This is a genomic window from Brucella pituitosa, from assembly GCF_965577835.1.
In the GTDB taxonomy this organism is placed as follows: domain Bacteria; phylum Pseudomonadota; class Alphaproteobacteria; order Rhizobiales; family Rhizobiaceae; genus Brucella; species Brucella pituitosa.
The window spans coordinates 756,437-781,416 of the sequence record NZ_OZ264092.1; the positions used below are offsets into that span (position 1 = coordinate 756,437).

Consider the following 24,980-nt stretch of genomic DNA (forward strand, 5'->3'; position numbering starts at 1 on the left):
ACGACCATGACGATCATCGCACTGGAAGATGTCAGCATTATTTTCGGCGAGAATGTCGATAGCGCGCTGGAACTGGCAGATCGTGGCGCTTCACGTTCGGAAATTCAGGCTGAAACCGATCTCGTTCTGGGCGTGCATGACTGCGCGCTCAATATTCAGGAAGGCGAGATTCTCGTCCTGATGGGCCTCTCAGGTTCCGGAAAATCAACACTGCTGCGTGCCATCAACCGGCTCAATCCGATTTCACGCGGCCGCGTTCTGGTGCGTGACGGTGAGCGGACAATCGATGTCGGCAAAGCCGATCGGGGAACGCTTCGTCATCTGCGCACCGAACTCGTCTCGATGGTGTTTCAGCAATTTGGTCTGCTGCCATGGCGCACGGTTGAAGAGAACGTTGCGTTTGGGCTGGAAATTTCCGGCATGCGCAAGGAAGAGCGGCTCGCACAGGCACGCAAGCAGCTTGAACTTGTAGGCCTGCAGGACTGGGCCAAGCGCAAGGTCGGCGAACTTTCCGGCGGCATGCAGCAGCGCGTCGGCCTGGCGCGCGCCTTTGCGACCGGCGCGCCGATCCTGCTCATGGATGAGCCGTTTTCAGCGCTCGATCCGCTCATCCGCACGCGTTTGCAGGACGAACTACTGGCTTTTCAGTCGCGGCTCAAGAAAACAATCGTTTTCGTGAGTCATGATCTCGACGAAGCTATGAAAATAGGCAATCGCATCGCCATCATGGAAGGCGGCCGCATCGTTCAATGTGGTACGCCGCAGGAAATTCTTCTGCAGCCGGCGGATAAATATGTCGCCGATTTCGTGGCGCATATGAACCCACTGGGCGTTTTGTGCGCAGGCGATATTATGATGCCCTTTGATCGAAATGCAGCGCCTCGGCCGTTTGCGGCAACTGCTCGACGCGAAACGCTTATTCGTGAACTAATGGGTGTTATTGCAGACAGCAGCGGCGATGTGGGCATTGTCGAGAACGGTGCCATCATCGGCAAAATTGCCGCCGACGACATTGTGCGGGCGCTCGCCTGGCATCAGCAACGCGGACAACACTAATCAAGAAAAACGCCGCCTCGAAAGGGCGGCGTTTCTTATTCTCATACAGCTGGGGCTTTAAGCCTGTGCTGCCTGTCTCGCTGCGGCACGTGCTTCAACACGGGCGCGGATCGCATCCACATCCGCACGCGGCGTGGCTGCAAAAAGCTTCTTCGTATAGTCGTGTTGCGGGTTGTTGAACACGTCGTCACGCGAGCCATATTCAACAACTTCACCGAAATACATCACCATCACATCGTCAGCGATGTAACGCACGACCGAAAGATCGTGGCTGATGAAAACGTAAGTCAGGCCGAACTCTTCCTGCAGATCAGCAAGAATGTTGAGCACCTGCGCCTGCACGGAAAGATCAAGCGCCGAAACCGGCTCATCGAGAATGAGTAGCTTCGGATTGAGCATCAGCGCGCGCGCAATCGCGATACGCTGGCGCTGACCACCTGAGAACATATGCGGGTAACGATTGAAATGCTCCTTGCCAAGACCAACCTTGAGCAACATTTCCATCGACTTTTCGCGGCGCTCAGCAGCAGACATATTGGTGTTGAGCAACAGAGGCTCAGCCAGCACGTCGCCAATCTTTTGACGCGGATTGAGCGAACCGTAAGGGTTCTGGAACACGATCTGCACCTTCTGGCGCATTTCGGCTGTCAGACCGTCACGGGCAATGTTCACATCTTTGCCGCCAATCATCAGATTGCCGGATGTCTGCGGGTCGATCATGGTCAGAATGCGGGCGAGTGTTGACTTGCCACAACCCGATTCACCGACGATTGCCAGCGTCTTGCCTTTTTCAAGCTTGAAGCTCACGCCCTTGACGGCATGAACAACCTTTGGCTTGCCAAAAAGACCGCCACCAACATGGTAATCGCGCTTGATATCGCGCGCTTCGAGAACGATCTCGCTCATCACGCTTCTCCTGCGGCACTGTTTTGATAAACGAAATCGGATACCGTCGGCAGACGATCACCGGTCGCATTTTCCGGCAGAGCAGAAAGCAGCGCACGTGTATAAGGATGCTTTGGTGCAGAGAACAGCGACAACACGTCGGAGTCCTCCATCTTGTGGCCCTTATACTGCACGATCACGCGGTCGGCTGTTTCAGCAACAACACCCATATCATGAGTGATCATGATAAGCCCCATGCCGTGCTCAACCTGCAGGTTCATCAGCAGATCCAGAATCTGCTTCTGGATCGTCACATCAAGCGCCGTTGTCGGCTCGTCAGCAATCAGCAGCTTCGGGTTACACGCAATCGCAATCGCGATCATCACACGCTGGCACTGGCCACCCGACATCTGATGCGGGAAGCTCGACAGGCGTTCACCGGCATCGCGGATACCAACCAGCTCCAACAGTTCAATCGCGCGGGCACGACTCGCAGAACCCTTAAGCCCCAGATGGCGTTTAAGAACTTCTTCGAGCTGATACCCCACCGTGAAGCACGGATTGAGGCTGGCAACCGGTTCCTGGAAGATCATCGAAATATCGCGTCCGATAATCTTGCGACGTTCCTTGTCGGACATCCCTTTCAGGTCCTGTCCGTCAAACATCATGCTATCGGCAGTCACTGTTGCGGTCTTAGGCAACAAGCCCATGACTGCAAGCATACCGACCGATTTGCCAGAGCCCGACTCACCCACGATGGCAAGTACTTCGCCCTTGTCCACCGAGATATCGATGCCATCGACCGCCTTGAAAGGACCAGTCGAGGTATCGAACGAAACCGTGAGGTTCTTGATTTCAAGCAGAGCCATCGATCAGCTCCTCTTCAATTTCGGGTCAAGCGCATCGCGCAGACCATCGCCGACCAGATTGATCGCGAGAACAGTGATCAGGATCGCAAGACCCGGGAAAGTCACAACCCACCATGCACGCATGATGAACTCACGCGCTTCTGCAAGCATTGTGCCCCATTCCGGTGTCGGCGGCTGCGCACCCATGCCAAGGAAGCCAAGTGCTGCAACGTCGAGAATAGCGTTGGAGAACGACATGGTTGCCTGAACAACCAGCGGTGCAAGGCAGTTTGGCAGAATGGTCTTGAACATGAGACGCAGCTTGCTTGCACCGGCAAGCTTGGCAGCTGTCACATATTCACGTTCCTTTTCGGCCATCACAGCTGCACGGGTCAGACGCGAGAAGTGCGGAAGCAGAACCAGCGTGATTGCGAGAACGGCGTTGATGAGGCCTGGTCCCAGAATCGCCACTAGAACCAGTGCGAGCAACAGCGACGGGAACGCCAGAATAACGTCCATGATACGCATGAAAATCGTATCGACACCACCGCCGAAATAGCCGGAGATGAGACCAATAGTGATGCCCAGGCACATCGAAATGATGACGATGACAAAGCCCACGAGTAGCGAATACTGAGCGCCATAGACGAGGCGAGACAGCATATCGCGACCGACAGCATCTGTGCCAAGCAGGAACTGCGTTGAACCGCCCTCTTCCCAGAAAGGAGGAGCCAACATGAAGTCACGGAACTGCTCCGAAGGGTTGTGCGGAGCGATAAGTGGCGCGAGAACTGCAACGATGACAAGCGCCAAGAATACGAAAAGACCGATGACAGCGCCGCGATTGACGCTGAAATAGAACCAGAAATCTTTCAAAGCACGGATTTTTCCGACTTCGTTTACGGCTTCCGGCTGAATTGCTGAGTGTGTCATGATACCCTCACTTATGCCGGATACGCGGATTGATCAGACCGTAAAGCAGATCGACGACCAGATTCACGATCATGATGATGAACGCGATAATCAGCAGTCCGCTCTGCACGACCGGATAGTCGCGACGCGAAATGGAATCGAGCATCCATTTGCCGATTCCAGGCCATGAGAAGATCGTCTCGGTCAGGATTGCACCCGCCATAAGCACGCCGACCTGGAGGCCGATTGTGGTGATGACAGGGATCATCGCATTGCGCAGCGCATGAAGACCGATAACGCGGCGAACCGGCAGGCCTTTCGCGCGTGCAGTACGCACATAATCTTCACCGAGCACTTCCAGCATCGCCGAACGTGTCTGACGCGCAATCACCGCAAGCGGGATCGTTGCAAGCACGATGGTCGGCAGGATGAGATGCGAAGCCGCAGAAGCGAACGCGCCCTTCTGCCCCGACAGAAGGCTGTCAATCAGCATGAAACCCGTTACCGGCGGGAAATAATAAAGCAGCGAGATGCGACCTGAAACCGGCGTCCATTGCAGAACGCCTGAGAACATGATGATCAGCAACAAGGCCCACCAGAAGATCGGCATCGAATAGCCAACGAGCGAGATGCCCATAAGACCCTGATCGAACCATGAGCCGCGCTTTACAGCGGCAAGAACACCTGCCGGAATACCCAATAGAATTGCTACGATGATGGCGCAGACAGCAAGCTCAATCGTTGCTGGGAACAGTGTGAAGAATTCCACAAGCACCGGCTTTTTCGTGACCAGAGACTGGCCGAAATCGCCATGCAGAAGGTTCCAGACATAGTTGATATATTGCTCCCACAACGGACGATCAAATCCGAGCTGGGCCAATAGCTGCGCATGGCGCTCGGGGCTGACGCCGCGTTCACCTGCCATCAATAGCACCGGGTCGCCCGGCAATACGCGGACGAAGGCGAAAGCAACGATCGTGATGCCGATGAAAGTCGGTATCAGATAGAGGAGTTTGTTTAAAATAAAACGAAACATACAAAAACTCCGACCGGGTGCGGAGGAAACCTCCACACCCGGCCGCTGGTGTTGTCAGATTTTACTCGGAGATATCGACATCTTCGAAGCGATAATCACCAAGCGGGCTCTGCTTGAAGCCCGTAACCTTTGCAGACATCGGCACGAAGACAGTCGAGTGAGCAATGGTGTTCCATGGCGCCTGTTCCTTGAAGATCACCTGAGCTTCTTCATAAAGCTTGACGCGTTCTTCGTGGTTGGTCGAAACCTTTGCCTTCTGGATCAGGTCTTCGAATGGCTGGTAGCACCACTGTGCGCGGTTGTTCGAACCAACGCCGGCGCAGCCGAGAAGCGTGCCGAGGAAGTTGTCCGGATCACCATTGTCACCGGTCCAGCCAAGAATAACTGCACCATCGCGGTCCTTTTCGCCGGACTTCTTGAGATATTCACCCCATTCCATCGAAACGATTTCAGCGTTTACGCCAACCTTGGCAAAATCAGACTGCATGAGTTCAGCAGTACGACGTGCGTTTGGCATGTAAGGACGGCTGACCGGCATAGCCCAGAGCTTCATCTTCAGATCCTTGACGCCAGCGGCTTCGAGAGCCTTCTTGGCGGCTTCCGGATCGTACTTGTCGTCCTCGATCTTGTCGTTGTAGCTCCACATTGTCGGTGGGATTGGGTTCTTGGCAACCTGTCCTTGACCCTGGAACACTGCATCAACGATTGCCTGCTTGTTCACAGCCTGATTGAGAGCCTTACGAACTTCTGGCTTGTCGTATGGAGCGACAGTCGTGTTGTAAGCGAAGTAAGCAATGTTCAGACCAGCCTGTTCGTCAACCTTGAGGTTGGAATCGGCCTGAAGATCTTTAATGTCTGCTGGAGCAGGATAAGACATCAGGTGGCATTCGCCAGCCTTGAGCTTCTGCGCGCGGACTGCAGGATCGGTCGTGATTGCGAAAACCAGATCGTCGATCTTCGGCTTATCGCCCCAATAGTCCTGGTTAGCCTTGAAGCGGACGACGGCGTCCTTCTGGTAGGCTACGAACTGGAAAGGACCGGTGCCAACTGGAACCTGATTGAGATCGTCCTTCTTACCGTCAGCTGCGAGCTTGTCGGTATATTCCTTCGAGATGATCGAAGCGAAAGGCATCGAGATATTGGCGAGGAACGCAGCTTCTGAACGGTTCAGAATGAACTTGACGGTGTTGTCGTCAACCTTCTGGATTTCCTTGATCAGCGAGCCCATTTCCATCGAATCGAAATATTCGTAGGTGATGCCAGCGGTGTATTCGTGCCAAGGATTTTCCTTGTTGCCCATACGGTCGAAGGAAAGGATCACGTCATCGGCGTTGAAATCACGGGTTGGCGTGAAATAGTCGCTCGAATGGAACTTTACGCCCTTACGCAGATGGAAGGTATATTCCTTACCATCTTCCGAAACTTCCCAGCTTTCTGCCAGACCCGGTACAACTTCCGTCGTGCCGTTCTTGAATTCTGCAAGGCGGTTATAGACCGGATGCGCCGATGCATCGAACGTGTCACCGCCGGTATAAGCTGCTGGATCGAAACCCTCAGGAGATGCTGGCGAGCAATATACAAAGGTCTTTGCCGATGCCGCGCCGCTCATCAGAGCGACAACTGCCGTTGCCGCCAGAAGTGTTTTATAGAATTTCATTTAGTGCCCGCCTCCACGGAAATAATATTGCGCGCACCCTAAGCGCGCAACCTGCCCTTATCGAAACGCTTGCCATGTCACATTGCAAGCGCAATCTTTAGAATCCCGTCATATTCTCAACCGATTTTGCCCGAAATTATTAGATTTTTATTCCGCGACATCGGCATGTTTTAGAAAATTGCGCTAACTGCCGTCAAATTATAATAATCTTCATGCTTAAAATATATACAAAACTGTCTCATCCAATGCAGCGCAATGATTGTACCCCGGCCAGATTCCGGTCCAGGATAAACAAAAATTGATATAGCGCTATACTCCTGCATCCTCACCAGCTATTAACTGGTGAACCACCCTCATATTTGAGCCTGTTTTCATGTCAGAAGACAAAAGCCCCATCCGCTCCACCACTCCGGAAGCAATCCAGCTGGCGAAAGCACTGATGCGCACCTCCCGCTATGGTGCACTCGCCGTACTTGATTCATTGACGGGCAGACCTCTGGCCAGTCGTGTCGCTGTCGCCACCGATGTTAACGGAACACCTATCATTCTTGTTTCCGGACTGGCAGCGCATACACCAGCTCTGATCGCTCATCCGGCCTGCTCGTTGTTACTTGGAGAGGCAGGAAAGGGAGACCCTCTTGCTCATCCGCGCATTACGCTCCATTGCACGGCTCACAAGGTTGAGCGGAACTCGGCAGATTACTCGCATACAAGACGACGTTATCTGAATCACAATCCCAAGGGTTCGCTCTATGTAAACTTGGGCGACTTCGTCTTTTTCCGACTGGCTGTAGAGTCTGCCAGCCTCAATGGCGGCTTCGGCAAGGCTTTCAATCTTAGTCACGCCGACCTTATAAATTCGCCAGAAATAGCGAGGGGCATTGCCTTGTCGGAGCAAGACCACATTGATGACCTCAACAGCAAACTCGAAACCGAGATCAGCCTGCATGCGAAACGTCACAATGAAGCGGCGGGTCGCTGGAACATAACCAGCCTCGATCCCGATGGCTTCAATCTGTCCAATGGGGACCACATCATTCGATCTCATTTTCCAGTACAAGCCGATTCTGGCGACGTAGCACTGAAAATGTTGACAGGTGCGCTTAAAACCGACGACTGAAACAAAACCCCGATAGTTTTGGGACAAATTTCCAGTTTTTTTAGCCGGTAAATATAAGCAAGCCCTTTTCAATTTCTCCGTATAGTATTAATTTTGAGATGCCTTCGACAAATGTTGTATGGGCATTTTTTAACCTAATGCTGTCTTACGGGGGTATGACTGCAAATGACCAATGAAAATAATTTTTTTGATTTAATAGAAAATGTTGATGAAGCAGCTGATTTTCTTTCAGCTCTTGCCAACAACAAAAGACTACTCATTTTGTGCAAGTTACTTCACAATGAAATGTCTGTTGGTGCTTTAGCAAAAGCAATTGATCTTAGCCAGTCGGCGCTGTCCCAGCACCTCGCAAAACTACGGGCACTTGACCTCGTATCCACGCGACGTGATGCGCAGACAATTTATTATATGGTATCTTCACCCCACATTGAGTTGATGTTGTCTACGCTTTCAAGTCTCTATATGAGTCCTGTTCCACGCCGACGTGAATTGGCGGCGGTCGTACATCAGTAACGCACATCCATGAGGCATACGTCGTGCGATGAAGGAAGAAGAAACCGGATCGCACGGCGTTGTCGTAAGAATTTCCGATTCTGGCGATAGTCGTTTATCCCCCTATACGAATATTCGCGAAAAGGACCTGGTAGGCCGCCAACAGCGCTTCATTGCTGAAGGCAAAGTCGTCCTGAATGTCCTATTTTCGGCTCATGCCCGGTTCGAGACAGAGTCACTGCTCGTCCTCGAAAATCGCCTGAGTGGGTTAAAAGAGCAATTCAGGCATTTGCCTGCGGGAGTAACGGTTTATTCCGTGCCTCAATCCGTCATGGATGAGGTCGCGGGATTCCATGTCCATCGCGGAATTCTTGCCGTTGGACGACGAAAAGCCCAGCCCGCACTTTCCGAAATGATCAACCGCCTACCGGAAACGGCGCTCGTGGTGGTTTTGTGCGGCATTTCCAACCATGATAATGTGGGATCCATCTTTCGCAATGCTGCTGCATTCGAAGCTGACTGCGTTCTCCTTGACGAAACCTGCTGCGACCCGCTTTATCGAAAAGCAATCCGCGTTTCTGTAGGTGCCACGCTAAAGATGCCCTATTTCCACGGCTCAGCCATCGAAGACATTATCAGCACATTGCAGTCATCCGATTTTGACATATTGGCATTGAGCCCTTCTTCTTCGATGAGCATTTATCAGGCGTCGCACCATAGGCGCCAAGCTCTGTTGCTCGGCACGGAAGGAGAAGGCCTTCCGGCTCATCTGCTGAAGCGACTGACCGGAGCCCGTATCCCTATGTCCAAAGAGTTCGACAGTCTGAATGTGGCGACTGCTTCCGGCATCGCTTTATCCCACTTCAGCCGGTTTGATTAGAGCGCATCCCGAAAAGTGTGAAACGGTTTTCGGACAAAGATGCGCGTTAAAACAAATATTTATAGCGCCGATCTGATCCAATCAGGTCGAAACGCGCTCTAAAATAAACTCTAAAATAAAAAGCCTCCGAACGATGTCGAAGGCTTTAAAATTCAAACTCATGTATCGCTGTTTAGAGCGCTGGGCCGCCCTATTGGGCGCGCAAAGGTCGCTCTAACACTTTAAAATTAGAGCATAATTTTACCTTAAACTGATCCAAATTTAAGGAATGATGCTCTAAGCTGCAGATTCCTTCGACGTATTGGCAACCAAACGACGGAGCATTTCTTCAGCCTGCGGTTCGCGCTCTGAGCGCCCGATAAATCCACCGCCAAACACGCGTGCCGTATTGCTGTCATCAGAATAAAGAACACAAGCCTGTCCGGGCGCAATGCCGCTTTCACCGTCAACGAGCTCTACCCATGTCTTTCCATCACCATGATGGAGAACAGCAGGACGTGGCGGACGTGTCGAGCGAACCTTGGCGAAGACCTCGACCCCACCTTCTGGCAGCGCATCAAGGGAACCATCACCCAGCCAGTTCACGTCGCGCAGGAACACCTTGTGCGTTTCGAGCGCTTCACGCGGACCGACGATAACGCGCGTATTGGCGGCGTCCAGATGCACCACATAAAGCGGCTCGCCCGTTGCAACACCGATACCGCGACGCTGACCAACCGTATAATGCACGATGCCGTCATGGCGGCCCAGTACGCGACCGTCGATATGCACGATGTCGCCCGGGGTCGCTGCTTCCGGCTTCAGCTTGGAAATGATGTCGGAATATTTTCCCTGCGGCACGAAACAAATGTCCTGACTGTCCTGCTTCTTAGCAACGGTCAGTCCCATTTCTTCGGCAATTTCACGCACCTGCGCCTTTGGCAGATGCCCGAGCGGAAAGCGCAGATAATCAACCTGATCCTGCGTGGTCGCAAACAGGAAATAGCTCTGATCGCGATCGGAATCTTCCGGGCGGAACATCGCACGATGCGCGCCATTCAGCCGACTGCGGATATAATGTCCGGTTGCCAGCGCATCCGCACCAAGCTCGCGCGCCGTCTGCAAAAGATCAGCAAACTTGACGGTCTGATTGCAGGAAACGCAAGGAATCGGCGTCTCACCGCTCACATAGGAATTTGCAAATGGATCAATAACAGCTTCACGGAAGCGCGCTTCGTAATCCAGTACATAATGCGGGATGCCGAGGCTTTCCGAAACGCGGCGGGCATCTTCGATGTCCTGACCGGCGCAGCACGAACCAGCGCGATGCACAGCCGCACCATGATCGTAAAGCTGCAGCGTCACGCCAACGACATCATAGCCTTCACGTTTGAGTATCCCCGCCACAACGGATGAATCGACGCCGCCCGACATGGCGACGACAACGCGCGTGTCTTCCGGCTTTCCCGGCAGATCGAGGCTGTTCAGGCTCATGATTGATTCCAGCTTCCGGGCAAATGCCCTGCTTCTCAAAGTTTAGGTTTGCGCCCTATATAGGTCACACAAAGGGTGATTGCCAAGATGTCGCAGCAAAAACAACGCGCATTTTGTAGCGTTGCAGTCACAATTTCGCGTGAGACATTCAGAAAAATATCGGCATAAGCGGGTTTTTTTATGACTTTCTCTCTAAATGAGGCATTTTTTTGCAAGTGTTACCAGAGAGTTACCGGCTGTTTAGGTAATTCTTAAAGCTGTGGCGCTAGTCTCGGTCTCGATTAGGTCCTTGAGTGTTGTGTAGAGAGTACAATGACCGATCTGACAAGACCGCGTATAAAATATGTTATTGGTCCCGACGGCAGCCCGCTGACCATCGCAGACCTCCCCCCCGCCACTACGAGGCGCTGGGTCATTCGCCGAAAGGCTGAAGTAGTCGCCGCTGTACGCGGTGGCCTTCTCAGCCTTGAGGAGGCATGCCAGCGTTACACGTTGACGGTGGAGGAATTTCTTGGCTGGCAGTCCTCGATCGATGAGCATGGTCTCGCCGGTCTAAGGACCACACGTATCCAGCAGTATAGACACTAAGATTCTGCCGGTTTCTTCGGAAACATCAGATACGCAAATTAAGCCCCGGCCGGGTCAATCGGCCGGGGTTTTTCTTTGGCCTATCCCGCCTATATGAAGGTAGGGTCACAAACCTTTTGATGGAGTTCTCAGATGAGCGAAAACATCCAGATTCGGAAAAGCGACAATACGGATAGCGGACGTTACTTTGTCGTCATCAATGGCGACGAAGCAGAAATGACCTACACGAAGCTGGGTCCAGCGCTGATTTCCATCGATCATACATTCGTGCCCGATTCGATGCGCGGCAAAGGTGTCGCACAGGCCCTGGCGTTGAATGCTGTTGAAGATGCTCGCAAAACCGGCTGGAAGATTGTACCGCGCTGCAGCTTCATGCAGGCACAGGTCAAACGGTATTCCGACTGGTCCGATGTCATAGAGACAGAATAGGTAGTGCAGTTCTGAAGTGCGCCTTTGGTTTTCAGGCTTTAGAGCATTTCCAGTTTAAATTGAATCATTGGAAATGCTCTATCTCTTTGTTTTTACGCGCATCTTGTTCCGAAAACCGGTTCCCACTTTTCGGGATGCGCTCTAGCGCAAGTCGCGAATCCGGCTTGCGAGGCTTTGAGGGCGCTCTTCATTGACCTCGTCTCTGCCTTCCGATCTGTCGGCATTCACGAGAGCGTCGATGGGCGAATCTTCGCCCTCTTTTTCGGCAGTCGCAGCAACCATCCGGGCAGCCAGGGCGGCCATTTCCTCGCGGAGTGCAGCATTTTCCTTTGAGAGCTCTGCAGACTGCACGCCCCCTGCAACAAAGGTCGAGCCGTTACGCGTATAACGCTCCAGTCTCTCCTGCGCGTCAGAAAAATCGGAAATCAGCTTATCCAATCTTTGCTGGAGCTCTGTGTTGCGGCGTCTTTCGCTTTTCAGTTCAGTTTGTGCTGCAGTCAATTGCGTCGAAACCTCATTATAGCGGGCAGATGCATCTTTACGTTCCCGACGCATCTCGCTCATCTCATTCACCAGACGGCCGTGTTCGACCTCCTTGGCGCTTATCTCGATACGAAGCGTATCGGCCAGATCTTGCAGAGATGAAAGATGTTTCTGAAGTCGCTCCACTTCAGCCTCGACGATTTCAGCCTTTTCCTCAGCATTATCGCGTTCGACAACCGTCTCTTCAACGGCCTTTTCCCGTTCGGCCAACGTCTTTCTCAGCTGGGCGATGTCGTTCTCAAGCGATGCGAAGCGCCTGAGTTCGTCATACTGCTTTCCCAGCTTGATCAGTTGCTCGGACGATTTTTCCCGTTCCTGCTTGAGTTGCCGTTCAAGTTTGCTGAAAGCCACGGCATGCTCGGCACGTAAACCGTCACGATCCGCTCTTATTTCGGCAAGCGTTACCGGAAGTTCGGCATGCACCTGCCGTCGTGCCAGAAAAAAGGCACGACGCCAAACCGAAGGGCCAAGCAGAACCACGACGAAAACCGCCACGAGAACGCCAAGTATGAAAATGAGCGCAGACTGGATCACGACTTTGTCACAAAAAGAAAAAAGGACCAGCCAAAGGATAATGGCTGGCAACTATTCATAGATCGTCACCCGCGATGCTAGAACATTTTCAGCAAAAGTGCGAAGCGGTTTTGCGCGAGATGAATGTTTCAAAACAGACCGGCAGAGCGGTTTCAATGGGGAACCACTCCGCCCATGCGGCTCATATCGCGCAACACGTATCAGAATGGGTTCCAGGTCGGCGCAGCCGAAAGCTTAAGATACCCGATATTGACACCCAACCTTGCGCCAACACCCGTACGGATAGGCACCAGCATGATGTTCTGACGCTTGAGCACGTTAAAGCCTGCACCCGCGATCACATAGGCCGAGCCTGCAACACCTGCATAACGACCGTAAAGGCTCTGGATGTCGTCGAGATTATAGACAAGCATCATCACGCGTGAGCCTTGCCCGCCAAAATCCCAGCCCAGCGATGGACCCTGCCAGAATGTGCGATGATCACCGGCATTCTTCGTATAGAGCGTGCCTTCACCATAGGTGAGACCGCCTATGAACGCGCCGGAACCTTCCTCGCCCAGAATATATCCGTTCGGAAGACCAAAACTCTGAAATGCTTTTTCGACGGCACTGGCTATTCCACCAGACGTCGAACCAAAGAACCGGTGCCCCGATTCAACGACTTCCTCGGCTGTGTATGCGTTGCTGCTCTGTGCCTGCGCTTTGTGCGGCACGACGATAATGGAAATCAGAAATGCCGCAAAAAACGCTACAAAATACGCCGCGTTGCGGAACCTGATCTGCGACAGGGACGGTATGGCCATTTATAATTCCTTTTGCCTACCAGCTTCTCTGTCTGACGGCCCTGTTAAAAGCCTGGCTACTACGTCTCTTGCGAACGCTTTGGCCGAATCGCGCTTATTCTAACCGCGAATTTATTGTCTAAATCTTTATGCCGCGAAATTGGCTTTAGAATGGCGGCAAAAAACAGCTTTGTTGCGGCAACCGGATGTCGCGTGTATCCAGATTCCCAAGGTTCCTGACGATGATTCGTCGGGGTTTACGCTCACCAACTGATAGCGGCCCGTCATTCGACTTGAATGTCGATTTTCAGGGTCGGTTCGTGCCTGGAGAAATCACCATGCCATTGCCCGTTACCCTTTCCGCACTCGACCTCGGTGCGCTTCTGTGCAGCAGGATCTGTCATGACATCATCTCGCCGGTCGGCGCGATCAACAACGGTCTCGAGCTGCTGGAAGAAGGCGGTGCAGACGAAGACGCGATGGCGCTTATCAAATCGAGCGCGCGCAATGCTTCGGCCCGCCTGCAATTTGCCCGCATCGCTTTTGGTGCAGCCGGATCGGCTGGTGTGCAGATCGATACCGGTGATGCCCAGCATGTTGCCACACAATATTTCGCAAATGAAAAGCCTGAACTGACTTGGGAAGGCTCACGCGTCCTGCTGCCAAAGAACAAGGTCAAGCTTCTGCTCAATATGCTGCTGATCGGCAATGCCGCTATCCCGCGCGGTGGTTCGCTGGCCGTTCGTCTTGAAAATGGTGATACCGACCCGCGCTTCGTCATTACTGTGAAGGGTCGTATGCTCCGCGTACCACCGAAATTCCTGGAACTGCATTCAGGTGCAGAACCAGAAGAGCCGATTGATGCGCATTCGGTGCAGCCATATTATACGCTGCTGCTCGCCGAAGAAGCTGGCATGAAGATTTCTATTCACGCGACTGCAGAAGACATCGTTTTCGCCGCTGAATAACCCTTTCCGATCAAACACAAGAAAGGCGCAGGATAAAACCTGCGCCTTTTTTTGCTGGCTCAGTTCCAAAAGAAAAGGCCCCGCACAAACGGAGCCTTTTTCATTTCATCACCTGAAAAACGCTTACGCGCTTTCACGCAGCTCGCTGCCATCCGGTTCACGCAGCACATAACCACGGCCCCAAACGGTTTCGATGTAGCTCTGGCTGCCGGAAACGGCATCAAGCTTCTTGCGCAGCTTGCAGATAAACACGTCGATGATCTTCAGCTCAGGCTCGTCCATGCCGCCATAAAGGTGGTTGAGGAACATTTCCTTGGTGAGCGTCGTGCCCTTGCGGAGCGAGAGAAGCTCGAGCATCTGATATTCTTTGCCGGTCAGGTGAACGCGCTGACCACCAACCTCAACCGTCTTGGCGTCGAGGTTAACAATCAGGTCGCCAGTGGTGATGACCGACTGAGCATGGCCCTTGGAACGACGAACAATCGCATGAATACGGGCGATCAACTCGTCCTTGTGGAACGGCTTCGTCATATAGTCATCTGCGCCAAAGCCTAGACCGCGAACCTTATCCTCAATACCGGCCATACCGGAAAGGATCAGGATTGGCGTCTTGACCTTCGAGAGGCGCAAGGTACGCAGAACTTCGTAACCGGACATGTCCGGCAAGTTCAGGTCCAGCAAGATGATGTCGTAATCATAAAGCTTGCCGAGATCGATGCCTTCTTCACCCAGATCGGTGGTGTAGACATTGAAGCTCTCGGACTTCAGCATCAACTCAATGCTCTGTGCGATAGCACTGTCGTCTTCAATTAAAAGGACGCGCATATCTTATCCCCTTTCCGCCGCTGACCAGTTTTCCCTCACGGCAGCTGACGGAACTGTCGTTGCCTTAGCATGAAGGTGCCTGCAAATGGTTAACAAAATATGATTCCTGTTGGCAAGCATAATTCTATCCTGTTTAGAAAAAACTCTTATCCAACTGAATCATATGTGATTATTCAATTCGATTGACCCTTATGAATCACATTAAGAAATCCTCTTAAGTGATTCATTCGACTCTATGTTTCACCTGTTACCCAAAAACCACACAAGATTTACCGAGCCTTAATTCCTAACGCGTATGATTAACGTTGCCGGTAAAGGAATGGTTACCAAAAGAGCAAAATCTTAACTTTTTGTTTCGCTTATGGAGACTGTTCTTATGTTTGGCGGCAAAGCCGAAGCCCTGAAAAGCAAGGCATTGCAATGGATTTCGCGGCATATTGCAGGAAAATCGCCAGCATATATGCCTGTTAATAAAGTCGGGGGGAACGCCCCAACATTAGAGCGCATCCCGGAAAGGGCGAGCCGGTTTTCGGATAAGATGCGCGTTAATACAAAATGTTAGGGCGCCGATCTGGTCAAAGCAGACCGAGAGGAGCTCTGATAAAGCTGGTTGGTGTTCAAGGAGTATTGCGTATGAAGCCACGTGAAAGCCTCGTCAGGCTTAAACTGTTCCAGGTGAAGGAAAAACGCCGTCAGCTGGGCCAGCTCGACCTGATGATCGGCGAGTTCGAACGTATGGCGGGAGAACTCGACGCTCAGATTCTATCGGAAGAGAAGAAGGCAGGCATCACTGACATCAATCATTTCGCCTACCCGACCTTCGCGAAGGCTGCACGTCAGCGACGCGACAACCTGTTCGGATCGATTCGCGATTTGATGTCTCAGAAAGAAGCTGCAGAAGCAGAACTGGTCTATGCGGAAACCGAGCTGTCAAAGGCTGAAGCACTCGAAGAACGTGACGGCGGTAAAGCGCCTCGTGAAATCGTCGAGCGCCCGGTGAACCAGCGACGCGCGATGATCGGCTAAAGCATAATCTGACCAGCGCGAAACGCGTACCGATCAGATTGTGATTGGAAAAATGGGCTTGGAGCGCCGATCCGTCGGCGCTTCGCGTCGCAATGAAGTAATATTCGCAGCTTAGCCCGTCAGAAGGCTGTGGCTCTTTTTTGGCTTTCGACACAAATTCTTGGTTTGCCTTTTTCCCATACACAGTTGTAGGGAAGAAGCGCGATGCAGAAACTCGTCTCCTCAGGGCAAGAAGAAGCCCACAATAAATTCAATTTCAGCAAGACGCCTAAGCCCATTCAATGGGGTGTGCTGCTGATCATATCTGCATTTCTTATCTTCATCGGAGAGAAGCTGGGACTGCCAGCCGCACTGCTTCTCGGCGCTATGCTTGGAGCGATCATCCTTGCTTCTCGTGAAAGCACGATCAGAGTTCACAAAAATTTCTCACTGCTCGCGCAGGCAATCGTCGGCCTGCTGATCGCGCGGGCAATGACGGCTGAATTCTTCAGCAATATGGGCCAACATCTGCCGATAATCCTGTTTTCGACAGGCTTCACGCTGCTCGCCAGCACGACGATCGGCTATCTTCTGGCACGCTTTCGCGTTTTGCCCGGAACAACTGCCGTATGGGGTGTCTCACCGGGGGCTGCAACAGCAATTGTGCTGATGGCCGAATCCTTCGGATCTGACGCACGGCTCATCGCCTTCATGCAATATTTGCGCGTGGTGCTTGTCGCAACCACCGCTTCGCTTGTGGTGATGTTTACCGCCGATATCCAAACAGTCGCTCCAGCGGCCGTAGAGTGGTTTCCAGCGATAAACTGGCACACTCTGGGCCCGACCCTCGCTTTGATCGTCTGTGGCGCCTTTCTGGGCGAATTATCTCGCATTCCAACGGGAGCGATGCTCGTGCCACTCGCACTCGGAGCATTGTTGCAGGATTTGGGCCTTATGGTCATTGACCTGCCACCATGGCTGCTGGCTGCAAGCTACATCTTCATCGGCTGGCGCATTGGCCTTGGCTTTACCCGTGCGATCATTGCACATGCGGCACGCGCCTTCCCGGCAGTGCTTGCATCAGCGCTTATTCTGATTGCCGTTTGTGGCCTGTTCGGCATGACGCTCGGTCATGTGCTGGGTCTTGATCCCCTCACCGCTTATCTCGCCACCAGCCCCGGCGGCGCAGATACCGTGGCCATTATTGCAGCATCAAGCAATGTCGATCTGCCCTTTATCATCGCCATGCAAACCAGCCGCTTTTTCATTGTGCTGCTTGCAGGCCCGGCAATTGCCCGCTTTGTCGCTTCGCGCATTGCCAAAAGGCAAAAATAAAAAACCCGGCTTTCGCCGGGCCTTTCACAATCACTGATAAATCAGGCTTACTTGCCGTGGAAACCACGGATCGCGCCGATGATCTTGTCCTGATCTTCTTCCGAAAGGTAAGGATGCATCGGCAGGCTCAAAATGCGTGCAGGCAGCGCTTCCGAAACAGGCAGACCGCCCGGTGCAATCGGATAATGCTTGTATGCGGTCTGCAAATGCAGCGGCTTCACATAGTAGATGACCGATGGAATGCCGGCTGCCTGAAGATGTGCCTTCAGACCGTCGCGGTTTTCGCTTTCAATCGAATACTGTGCCCAGGCTGAACGATTGCCAGCAGGCAGGCCCGGAACTTTGACCACGTCCTTGAGCAGCTCATTGTAGCGCTTGGCAATACGGTCGCGCGCTTCCATTTCGTCTTCAAGGATCGCCAGCTTTTCCAGAAGAATAGCTGCCTGGATCGTGTCGAGACGCGAGTTGAGGCCAATGCGAACATTATCATACTGCGTTTCGCCCTTGCCGTGGAACAGCACGGAGCGCAGCGTGTCGGCCAGTTCAGCGTCGTTGGTGAACATTGCACCGCCGTCGCCATAGCAGCCGAGCGGCTTGGCAGGATAGAAGCTTGTCGCACCAACATGGCCGAAAGCACCGCACATGACGTTGTCGCGCTTGCCGCCAATCGACTGAGCCGCGTCTTCAATCACGAACAGACCTTCGCGATCTGCAACTGCACTAATACGGTTGTAATCGGCAGCAAGACCGAACAGGTCGACAGGAATGATTGCCTTTGGCTCAAGACGACCTTCCTTGCGGACGGCGGCAATGGCAGCTTCCAGCTGTTCAATATTCATGTTGTAGGTATCGGCATCAACATCAACGAAAACCGGCTCTGCACCAACAAGGGCAACAACTTCAGCGGTCGCAGCGAACGTGAACGACGGAACGAAAACCGCATGGCCCGGGCCGATGCCGCGCGCCATCAAAGGCATCTGCAAAGCGTCGGTGCCGTTAGCGCAGGCGATCACATGTTCCACGCCCAGATATTCACCGAGCTTCTTTTCGAACTCAGCAACTTCAGGACCGAGAATATAACGGCCTTCCGCAACTACCTTGGAAACGGCGGCATTAAGACGGTCTTCGATACGCGCGCGTTGCGCTCCAAGATCAATGAACTGCATGTTGGCTCCAATTTATCTGGTTCGCCCTATCAAAAGCGAATCCACGGCAACCTGTTTATTCCTTCACGCCCCGCCCTGCCATGGGTGGAGCGTTCAAAGTTTTGCTATTCCCGTAACACCGCTTGACAGGAACTTCTGTCAAAAGCGGATTATCTGGAATGATTGACCGATCCTTCGGTCAGAATACGCAAGACGTTGATTGCTTCCTGCCCATCGGTGCGCGGATTTTCGCGTGTTTCGATGCAGTGCAGGAAATGCTGTAACTCGCGTGTCAGCGGCATTCCTTCTTCGACGGGGATATAGATCGGATCGACCGATTTGAAAGCCCACTGATCATTCTCGCGCCATACTTCGTGCTTGTAGAATGCAAGCTTGCGATCCCACGGTTCTGCATCGTCAAAGACAAGCATACCCTTGGTCCCGGTCACACTCAGGCGACGCTCACGATAGGAGTTCATTCGGGAAGCGAAGAGATGGCCGCGAATGCCGCTCGGGAATTCGAGATGCACATGGGCGAAATCGCTGATCTTATCGATGATTGCCGTGCCCTCACCGCGAACGGCTGAAGGCTCTTCGCCGGTGATGGCAAGAACCATCGAAAGATCGTGCGGTGCAAGATCCCAGAGCGCATCGAACTTGTCGTGGAACTTACCGAAACCGACGCGGTGTGAATGCACGTAGCGAATATCGCCGAGCTCACCGCTCTTCACCATGTCGAGCAGCTTCTCAAATGCCGGATGGAAGCGCAGAATATGCCCGACCATGAACACGCGACCATTTTCGCGTGCAGCCGCAACTTCTGCTTCTGCATCGGCAACTTCCAGCGCGATCGGCTTTTCAACCAGAACGTCCTTGCCGTTCTTCACTGCTTCAATTGCGTATTGCGCGTGAAACTGCGCAGGCAGCGCCAAAACGATGCCATCAATATCGGCGCGCGAGAAAAGTTCGTCGACCGGAATGTTGGGAACACCGAACTCAGAAGCGAATCGTTCCGCATTCTGTGGATTGGCGTCAGAAACACCATGAAGGGCCCCGAGGCTCTTCAAGGTACGAATATGGTTGCCGCCCCAATAGCCACAACCCAAAACCGCAATACGAGGTGCCATAAAACTAAGCCTTTGCTTTCCGCTAGTTACTTATCTACGCAAATCGTGGAAAACAAGACGAAAGCTATGCGAAGAGTGCTTGACAGGGTCCCGTTCCCCACATATACCGCCGCCATTCCTTGCATGAACACGGTTCGTGAAACGCTGGAGACAGCGCCGAAAACTGTTTCACTGCAATGTGTGGCGGAGTAGCTCAGTAGGTTAGAGCAGAGGAATCATAATCCTTGTGTCGGCGGTTCGAATCCGTCCTCCGCTACCAACAGCACCCAGCAGCAGTGTTTCAGCTACTTCAGGCTCTGGAAGCCTAATCTCCCCCCTATTTGTCTCTATGTTGAACTCGCGCGGTGCGAGCGGCTTTTAGCTTAGTCACCACCTGCAGCGATGAACCACTTGTTTCAACACAATGATGCGGCAATGCTTCACTGGATAGAACCGTGGCGCCGGACTATATCAGAGTTGGTTGCGCACCCTTGGCGCGACGCAAACTGGCAAGAGAGAATGACCGTTCTTATCAATCAGCCCCACCCATCCATAGACAGAGCGTCCATCGACAAATTGGTCAGCACTTTTTATGGAAGAGCCCGCGAAGACGACGTTATCGGCCCAATCTTTTCAGAGGCAGTGGATGACTGGGATCACCATATTGAACGCATCAGCGAATTCTGGTCATCCGTTATCCTGAAAACCGGACGTTACGATGGGCGGCCTATGCCCCCACACATTCGCCTGGGCCTTAAAAACGAACACTTTGATCGTTGGTTGCAATTGTTTGAGCAGACAGCGCGGGACATTTTCCCACCTGACGGAGCAATTGTTTTCATTGATCGCGCCCGCCGGATTGCCGATAGTTTTGAAATGGCAATCGCCACGCATTCCGGGCAGATCGCAGCACCACGCCATTCACGCAAGCCGTTATAAAAGAAACCGCCTGTCTCTGATAACAGAAGCAGGCGGTTCAATAGTTTTCAACGCGCGTCTTATCCGAAAACCGCTATAAACACTTTTCGGAACGCGCGCTTATTATGCAGCAGGTTTAGACTTTTCTGCCTGAAGCTGCTGCTTGTGTCGCAGCAACATGCCATAGAGATCGCGCGGCTCATCCGGATCAGCAAGAAGATCCAGCTGCTCATAGAAGCCCGTATCCTTCAGCTTGTCGCGAACGTAGCGCAGGGCCGAGAAGTCTTCCGTTGCAAAGCCGACCGAGTCAAACAGCGTAATCTGACGCGCATCCTTGCGGCCTTCAGTCTTGCCGGTGATCACTTCCCACAGTTCATTGACAGGATAATCTTCCGGCAGCTGCTGGATTTCACCTTCAATGCGAGTCTGCGGCGGGTACTCGACAAAAATGTCCGAACGGCGAAGGATATCGCCGTGCAGTTCGGTCTTTCCAGGGCAATCACCGCCGACCGCGTTGATATGCACACCAGCACCAACCATGTTGTCGGTCAGGATCGTCGCATTGAGCTTGTCGGCCGTTACGGTCGTGATGATGTCCGCACCCTCGACCACTTCTTCAACATCTTTGCAGATCACGATATCAATGCCTGCGCCTTCGAGATTGCGCGCGCATTTTTCTGAAGCCGTGCGGTCAATATCGTAAAGACGCAGCTTGTCGATACCGAGAATTGCCTTGAACGCCAAGGCCTGAAACTCGCTCTGTGCGCCGTTGCCGATAATCGCCATCGTGCGCGCATTCTTTGGCGCAAGATGCTTTGCGGCAACTGCTGAGGTCGCAGCCGTGCGCAACGCCGTCAGGATGGTCATTTCGGTCAGAAGCATCGGATAGCCACTGCCAACATCCGAAAGAACACCGAAAGCCGTCACTGTCTGTAGGCCGTCACGCGTATTCTTCGGATGGCCGTTCACATATTTGAAGCCGTACATCGTACCGTCGCTTGTCGGCATCAGCTCGATCACGCCTTCATCGGAATGCGACGCCACGCGTGGCGTCTTGTCGAAGCTTTCCCAGCGACGGAAATCCTCTTCCACGTAATCGGCGAGTTCCTTGAGGAAAGTCTCGACGCCGACGGAAAGCACCAGCTTCATCATGTGATCGACACTGACAAAAGGGACGATATTCAGGTTCGGTTGGGTCATTCTTGCTCCTTAACATTCAGCGGCAGACCATTTGATCCCGCCAGCAGTGAATGCAGTTTTGAAATCAATAGTTGATGGTTGGGCGGTCCATGACGCTGCGGCCCAAAAGGCTCGCCATCAGGTCGACCATCACAGTTGCGGTACGTCCGCGTTCATCGAGAAATGGATTGAGCTCGACGAGATCGAGGCTCGTCACCAGATCGCTGTCATGCAGCATCTCCATGATGAGATGTGCTTCACGGAAGGTCGCGCCCCCCGGAACCGTAGTGCCGACAGCTGGCGCAATCGAAGGCTCAAGGAAATCGACATCAAGGCTCACATGCAGAAGGCCGTTTTCGTCCTTTACGCGCTGCAGGAAACGTCGCAACAGGGCTGCCACACCATGCTCATCGATGAGGCGCATGTCATAGACGGCAACATCCGTCTGCTTGATCGCGGCGCGTTCTGCCGGATCAACACTGCGAATACCCATCATGCAGACATTGGCAGGATCAATCGGTGCCGCCAGTTCCGGGAAATAGCCTTCAAAGCCCTTCTGGCCGGTGTAATAGGCGACAGGCGTGCCATGCAGATTGCCGCTGCCTGTTGTTTCCAGCGTGTGGAAATCCGTATGAGCATCAAGCCACAGCACAAATTGCTTGCGACCCTTTTCTGCCGCGCGGCGCGCGATGCCGGGAACAGTGCCTGCTGCAAGCAGATGATCGCCACCGAGGAAGATCGGAAAACCGTCTTCGCTCTCACGATAAGCAGCTTCGCTGATTGCTTCGATCCAGGCGACAGCCTGCGGCAAAGCCTTGATCGCAGGATTGGGATGGGTCAAAGGGCGCAGTTCGGCCGGCACCAGATTGCCCAGATCGGTAAACTCGTGGCCGAGTTCGCGAATCGCCTCCGCAATGCCCGCGGCGCGATAACCGTCGGGGCCCATATTGCAGCCCAGACGACCAGTGCCTTCCTGAACAGGCAATCCCAAAATCTTGCAATGCATAAAGTGCTACTCCTGAGAAATTATTCTCTTAGATTGACCATTTACGCTTGGCGATGTGAAGCAACCGGATTGGCAATTTTAACGGTTTGGTTTATCATAATGTCGGTTTGGCTTTTCAAAATGGAGAAAACATGGACGATCTGGATGAAAAGCTAATCACGCTTTTACGTCACAATGGCCGACGCAGCATTTCGGACGTGGCAATTGATCTTGGTGTTTCGCGTGCGACTGTTCGCTCGCGCATGGAACGGTTGGAACAGTCCGGCGACATCATTGGCTATACGGTGATCCTGCGGTCTGATGCGGTCGATCTGCCGGTGCGCGGTATCATGATGATCGAAATCGAAGGCCATGTCGCCGACCGTGTGGTCAAGGCACTTGGCGGCTTCTCCGAAATTTCAGCCATCCACACCACCAATGGTCGTTTCGATCTGGTGGTGGAACTGGGTGCTGCAACACTGACCGATTTCGATGCCGTGCTCCGTCGCATCCGATTGGTGCCAGGCATCAAGGCCAGCGAAACCAATCTACTGCTTGCTACCCCGCGCTCAACGCGGGCGCGTCTGTAAAAAAAGCCCGGCAATTTGCCGGGCTTTTTTTGTTTTCGCGGTTAGGCAAGGATCGGATAATCCGTATATCCCTTGGCGCCACCGCCATACATATGCTGCTGATCCAGCTCATTGAGCGACGAATTATCCTTCAAACGACGGACAAGATCAGGGTTGGAGATGAACGGTTTGCCAAAGGCAACCACATCAGCGCGGCCGCTTTCGATTTCCTGTTCAGCCAGCTCGCGATCATAGCCATTATTGACCATCCAGGCAGCTTCGCCACCGGCATCGCGATAAACCTGCTTGAGACGAGCATAATCGAACGGCTGCGGACCCTGCTGGAAATCGCGTGGGCCGCCGGTCGCACCTTCGATGATGTGAACATATGCAAGACCGTAAGAGGCAAGCTTCTCAATCACATAGTCAAACAGTGGCTGCGGATCGGAATCTGACGCGTCATTGGCAGGCGTTACCGGCGAAAGACGAATACCAACTTTGCCCGGTGCAACCGACTTGGTGATTGCATCCACCACTTCAAACAGGAAACGCGCGCGGTTTTCGATAGAGCCACCATATTCATCAGTGCGGTGATTACTGTCCGAACGGAGGAACTGATCAATCAGATAACCGTTTGCTGCGTGGATTTCGACGCCGTCAAAACCAGCCACTTCAACAGCATCCTTCGCGGCCTTAGCATAGGTCGCAACGATTTCCGGCAGCTCGCTCTTTTCAAGCGCGCGCGGCTCGGATGTTGGCGCAAACTCGCCGGTGCCGTCCGGATGCACGAGATAGGTCTTCGACTTGGCCGTAATGGCCGAAGGCGCAACCGGCTTGCCGCCATTTGGCTGCAACGTGTTGTGCGAAATACGGCCCACATGCCACATCTGCACGACGATCTTGCCGCCCGCGGTGTGAACTGCGTCGGTCACGCGCTTCCAGCCGGCGAGCTGCTCATCGGAATAAAGGCCCGGCACATCGGCATAGCCCTGTCCCTGATGGCTGATCGGCGTTGCCTCGGTGATGATGAGACCAGCACTTGCGCGCTGTTCATAATAGGTGACGTTGAGGTCGTTTGGCACAGCGCGGGGCGAGCGATTGCGCGTCAGCGGTGCCATAACGATACGGTTGGCAAGCTTGAGATCGCCGACTGTAACTGGATCGAACAATGTGGCCATAGATACATTTCCTTCAAGTGGGAACGATTGGGCAAATGGGATTAAAGATCGGACAGCGATTTGAGCAAGGCGGCAATCGCCTCCTCATCGCGCTTGTAGAAGGTCCATTGGCCAACACGATGGGGCATGATCAGCCCCGCTTTCGTCAGCACGGACAAATGAGCAGAAACGGTGGACTGGGAGAGACCACACCGTTCGAACTGGCCCGCACACACACCCATCTCCAGAGGCATGTGCTGATCGGAGAAATGATTCTCCGGTTCCTTGAGCCAGCTCAAAATGTCGAGACGAACAGGATGAGCGAGCGCCTTGAGTATTTCGTCCAAAGGCATAGCTAATGCTATGGTTTGAATGTCCGACATCACGTTCACCTCGCTGATCTTCGTTCATATCGTCATTTCACGATATAAGTATCGTTTGTATTCGATTTGAAAAGAGGGAGGTCGTTCACATGCGCGTGAGCAGGTAAAAAGCATTTCCAGCAAAAGTGCGAAGCGGTTTTGCGTTGGATAATGCGTAAAGCAAATAATTA

General features: G+C 53.1%; 26 protein-coding genes and 1 tRNA gene. 12 read left to right on the forward strand and 15 right to left on the reverse strand.

Going from position 1 to position 24,980, the window contains the following annotated elements; genetic code table 11:
* The first annotated feature begins 6 nt into the window (after positions 1–6).
* The gene (gene choV / locus ACSME1_RS03650) at positions 7–1,056 is read left to right on the forward strand and encodes a choline ABC transporter ATP-binding protein (protein ID WP_024899382.1); all 1,050 of its coding nucleotides are present in this window, start codon (positions 7–9) and stop codon (positions 1,054–1,056) included.
* 57 nt (positions 1,057–1,113) lie between these two features.
* Here choV and ACSME1_RS03655 read toward each other — a convergent pair whose 3' ends face one another.
* From ACSME1_RS03655 to ACSME1_RS03675, 5 genes are all read right to left on the reverse strand, one after another.
* On the reverse strand, positions 1,114–1,962 hold the full coding sequence (locus tag ACSME1_RS03655; protein ID WP_024899381.1) for a dipeptide ABC transporter ATP-binding protein: 849 nt from the start codon (positions 1,960–1,962) through the stop codon (positions 1,114–1,116).
* Complete coding sequence (locus ACSME1_RS03660; protein WP_024899380.1) at positions 1,962–2,810, reverse strand: ABC transporter ATP-binding protein; 849 nt, start codon at positions 2,808–2,810, stop codon at positions 1,962–1,964. Before ACSME1_RS03660 ends, ACSME1_RS03655 begins: the two co-directional genes overlap by 1 nt.
* 3 nt (positions 2,811–2,813) lie before the next feature.
* The gene (locus tag ACSME1_RS03665; protein WP_024899379.1) at positions 2,814–3,722 is read right to left on the reverse strand and encodes an ABC transporter permease subunit; all 909 of its coding nucleotides are present in this window, start codon (positions 3,720–3,722) and stop codon (positions 2,814–2,816) included.
* Between the two features lie 7 nt (positions 3,723–3,729).
* Positions 3,730–4,737, reverse strand: coding sequence for an ABC transporter permease subunit (locus ACSME1_RS03670; protein ID WP_024899378.1), 1,008 nt, complete (start codon positions 4,735–4,737; stop codon positions 3,730–3,732).
* A 61-nt stretch (positions 4,738–4,798) separates the two neighbouring features.
* Positions 4,799–6,394 (reverse strand): ABC transporter substrate-binding protein, encoded by a 1,596-nt coding sequence (locus tag ACSME1_RS03675; RefSeq protein WP_024899377.1) that lies wholly within the window; start codon positions 6,392–6,394, stop codon positions 4,799–4,801.
* A gap of 373 nt (positions 6,395–6,767) precedes the next feature.
* Between ACSME1_RS03675 and ACSME1_RS03680 the strand changes: the two genes are divergently transcribed.
* The 3 genes from ACSME1_RS03680 (at position 6,768) to ACSME1_RS03690 (ending at position 8,886) form a co-directional block, all read left to right on the forward strand.
* On the forward strand, positions 6,768–7,514 hold the full coding sequence (locus tag ACSME1_RS03680; RefSeq protein WP_105705700.1) for a HugZ family protein: 747 nt from the start codon (positions 6,768–6,770) through the stop codon (positions 7,512–7,514).
* Positions 7,515–7,679: 165 nt separating this feature from the next.
* Complete coding sequence (locus ACSME1_RS03685) at positions 7,680–8,027, forward strand: ArsR/SmtB family transcription factor (RefSeq protein WP_024899375.1); 348 nt, start codon at positions 7,680–7,682, stop codon at positions 8,025–8,027.
* A gap of 28 nt (positions 8,028–8,055) precedes the next feature.
* Complete coding sequence (locus tag ACSME1_RS03690; RefSeq protein ID WP_105705698.1) at positions 8,056–8,886, forward strand: TrmH family RNA methyltransferase; 831 nt, start codon at positions 8,056–8,058, stop codon at positions 8,884–8,886.
* A gap of 276 nt (positions 8,887–9,162) precedes the next feature.
* Here ACSME1_RS03690 and mnmA read toward each other — a convergent pair whose 3' ends face one another.
* Entirely contained in the window at positions 9,163–10,359 is a 1,197-nt protein-coding gene (gene mnmA, locus ACSME1_RS03695; RefSeq protein WP_181153615.1) for a tRNA 2-thiouridine(34) synthase MnmA, read from the reverse strand.
* 312 nt (positions 10,360–10,671) lie between these two features.
* Here mnmA and sciP point away from each other — a divergent pair, with 312 nt between their 5' ends.
* Entirely contained in the window at positions 10,672–10,947 is a 276-nt protein-coding gene (gene sciP / locus ACSME1_RS03700) for a CtrA inhibitor SciP (protein WP_007876112.1), read from the forward strand.
* Between the two features lie 132 nt (positions 10,948–11,079).
* Positions 11,080–11,376: a GNAT family N-acetyltransferase gene (locus tag ACSME1_RS03705; RefSeq protein WP_024899371.1), complete on the forward strand. Its 297-nt coding sequence runs from the start codon at positions 11,080–11,082 to the stop codon at positions 11,374–11,376.
* 141 nt (positions 11,377–11,517) lie between these two features.
* Here the strand turns inward: ACSME1_RS03705 and ACSME1_RS03710 are convergent, their stop codons facing one another.
* Both ACSME1_RS03710 and ACSME1_RS03715 read right to left on the reverse strand, forming a co-directional pair.
* Positions 11,518–12,429 (reverse strand): hypothetical protein, encoded by a 912-nt coding sequence (locus tag ACSME1_RS03710; protein WP_024899370.1) that lies wholly within the window; start codon positions 12,427–12,429, stop codon positions 11,518–11,520.
* 224 nt (positions 12,430–12,653) lie between these two features.
* Positions 12,654–13,256, reverse strand: coding sequence for a DUF1134 domain-containing protein (locus tag ACSME1_RS03715; RefSeq protein ID WP_024899369.1), 603 nt, complete (start codon positions 13,254–13,256; stop codon positions 12,654–12,656).
* Between the two features lie 317 nt (positions 13,257–13,573).
* On the opposite strand from ACSME1_RS03715, the gene chpT reads away from it, so the two are divergent.
* Positions 13,574–14,203, forward strand: a complete 630-nt coding sequence (gene chpT / locus ACSME1_RS03720) for a histidine phosphotransferase ChpT (RefSeq protein ID WP_024899368.1) — start codon at positions 13,574–13,576, stop codon at positions 14,201–14,203.
* 123 nt (positions 14,204–14,326) lie between these two features.
* Here chpT and ctrA read toward each other — a convergent pair whose 3' ends face one another.
* Positions 14,327–15,028, reverse strand: a complete 702-nt coding sequence (gene ctrA, locus ACSME1_RS03725; protein ID WP_024899367.1) for a response regulator transcription factor CtrA — start codon at positions 15,026–15,028, stop codon at positions 14,327–14,329.
* 633 nt (positions 15,029–15,661) lie between these two features.
* Here ctrA and ACSME1_RS03730 point away from each other — a divergent pair.
* Together ACSME1_RS03730 and ACSME1_RS03735 are read left to right on the forward strand one after the other, a co-directional pair.
* Positions 15,662–16,054, forward strand: coding sequence for a hypothetical protein (locus ACSME1_RS03730; protein WP_024899365.1), 393 nt, complete (start codon positions 15,662–15,664; stop codon positions 16,052–16,054).
* A gap of 204 nt (positions 16,055–16,258) precedes the next feature.
* The gene (locus ACSME1_RS03735; RefSeq protein WP_024899364.1) at positions 16,259–17,368 is read left to right on the forward strand and encodes an AbrB family transcriptional regulator; all 1,110 of its coding nucleotides are present in this window, start codon (positions 16,259–16,261) and stop codon (positions 17,366–17,368) included.
* A 47-nt stretch (positions 17,369–17,415) separates the two neighbouring features.
* Here ACSME1_RS03735 and ACSME1_RS03740 read toward each other — a convergent pair whose 3' ends face one another.
* Entirely contained in the window at positions 17,416–18,534 is a 1,119-nt protein-coding gene (locus ACSME1_RS03740; protein ID WP_036567973.1) for a DegT/DnrJ/EryC1/StrS family aminotransferase, read from the reverse strand.
* A gap of 149 nt (positions 18,535–18,683) precedes the next feature.
* The gene (locus ACSME1_RS03745) at positions 18,684–19,640 is read right to left on the reverse strand and encodes a Gfo/Idh/MocA family protein (protein ID WP_024899363.1); all 957 of its coding nucleotides are present in this window, start codon (positions 19,638–19,640) and stop codon (positions 18,684–18,686) included.
* 182 nt (positions 19,641–19,822) lie between these two features.
* Here ACSME1_RS03745 and ACSME1_RS03750 point away from each other — a divergent pair.
* Together ACSME1_RS03750 and ACSME1_RS03755 are read left to right on the forward strand one after the other, a co-directional pair.
* Positions 19,823–19,899 (forward strand) — tRNA-Met (locus tag ACSME1_RS03750).
* Between the two features lie 239 nt (positions 19,900–20,138).
* Positions 20,139–20,558: a group III truncated hemoglobin gene (locus tag ACSME1_RS03755; protein ID WP_024899362.1), complete on the forward strand. Its 420-nt coding sequence runs from the start codon at positions 20,139–20,141 to the stop codon at positions 20,556–20,558.
* Positions 20,559–20,660: 102 nt separating this feature from the next.
* Here ACSME1_RS03755 and ACSME1_RS03760 read toward each other — a convergent pair whose 3' ends face one another.
* A complete protein-coding gene (locus tag ACSME1_RS03760; protein ID WP_024899361.1) occupies positions 20,661–21,737 on the reverse strand; it encodes an ornithine cyclodeaminase in 1,077 nt (358 codons plus the stop codon).
* Between the two features lie 64 nt (positions 21,738–21,801).
* Positions 21,802–22,722: an arginase gene (gene rocF, locus ACSME1_RS03765; protein ID WP_024899360.1), complete on the reverse strand. Its 921-nt coding sequence runs from the start codon at positions 22,720–22,722 to the stop codon at positions 21,802–21,804.
* 131 nt (positions 22,723–22,853) lie between these two features.
* On the opposite strand from rocF, the gene ACSME1_RS03770 reads away from it, so the two are divergent.
* A complete protein-coding gene (locus ACSME1_RS03770; protein WP_007876167.1) occupies positions 22,854–23,291 on the forward strand; it encodes an Lrp/AsnC family transcriptional regulator in 438 nt (145 codons plus the stop codon).
* Positions 23,292–23,332: 41 nt separating this feature from the next.
* On the opposite strand, the gene ACSME1_RS03775 is transcribed toward ACSME1_RS03770, so the two are convergent.
* Positions 23,333–24,448 carry an alkene reductase gene (locus tag ACSME1_RS03775; RefSeq protein WP_024899359.1) on the reverse strand — a complete coding sequence of 372 codons (1,116 nt, stop codon included), beginning with the start codon at positions 24,446–24,448 and terminating at the stop codon, positions 23,333–23,335.
* Between the two features lie 41 nt (positions 24,449–24,489).
* A complete protein-coding gene (locus tag ACSME1_RS03780) occupies positions 24,490–24,810 on the reverse strand; it encodes an ArsR/SmtB family transcription factor (protein ID WP_024899358.1) in 321 nt (106 codons plus the stop codon).
* Between the last annotated feature and the right edge of the window lie 170 nt (positions 24,811–24,980).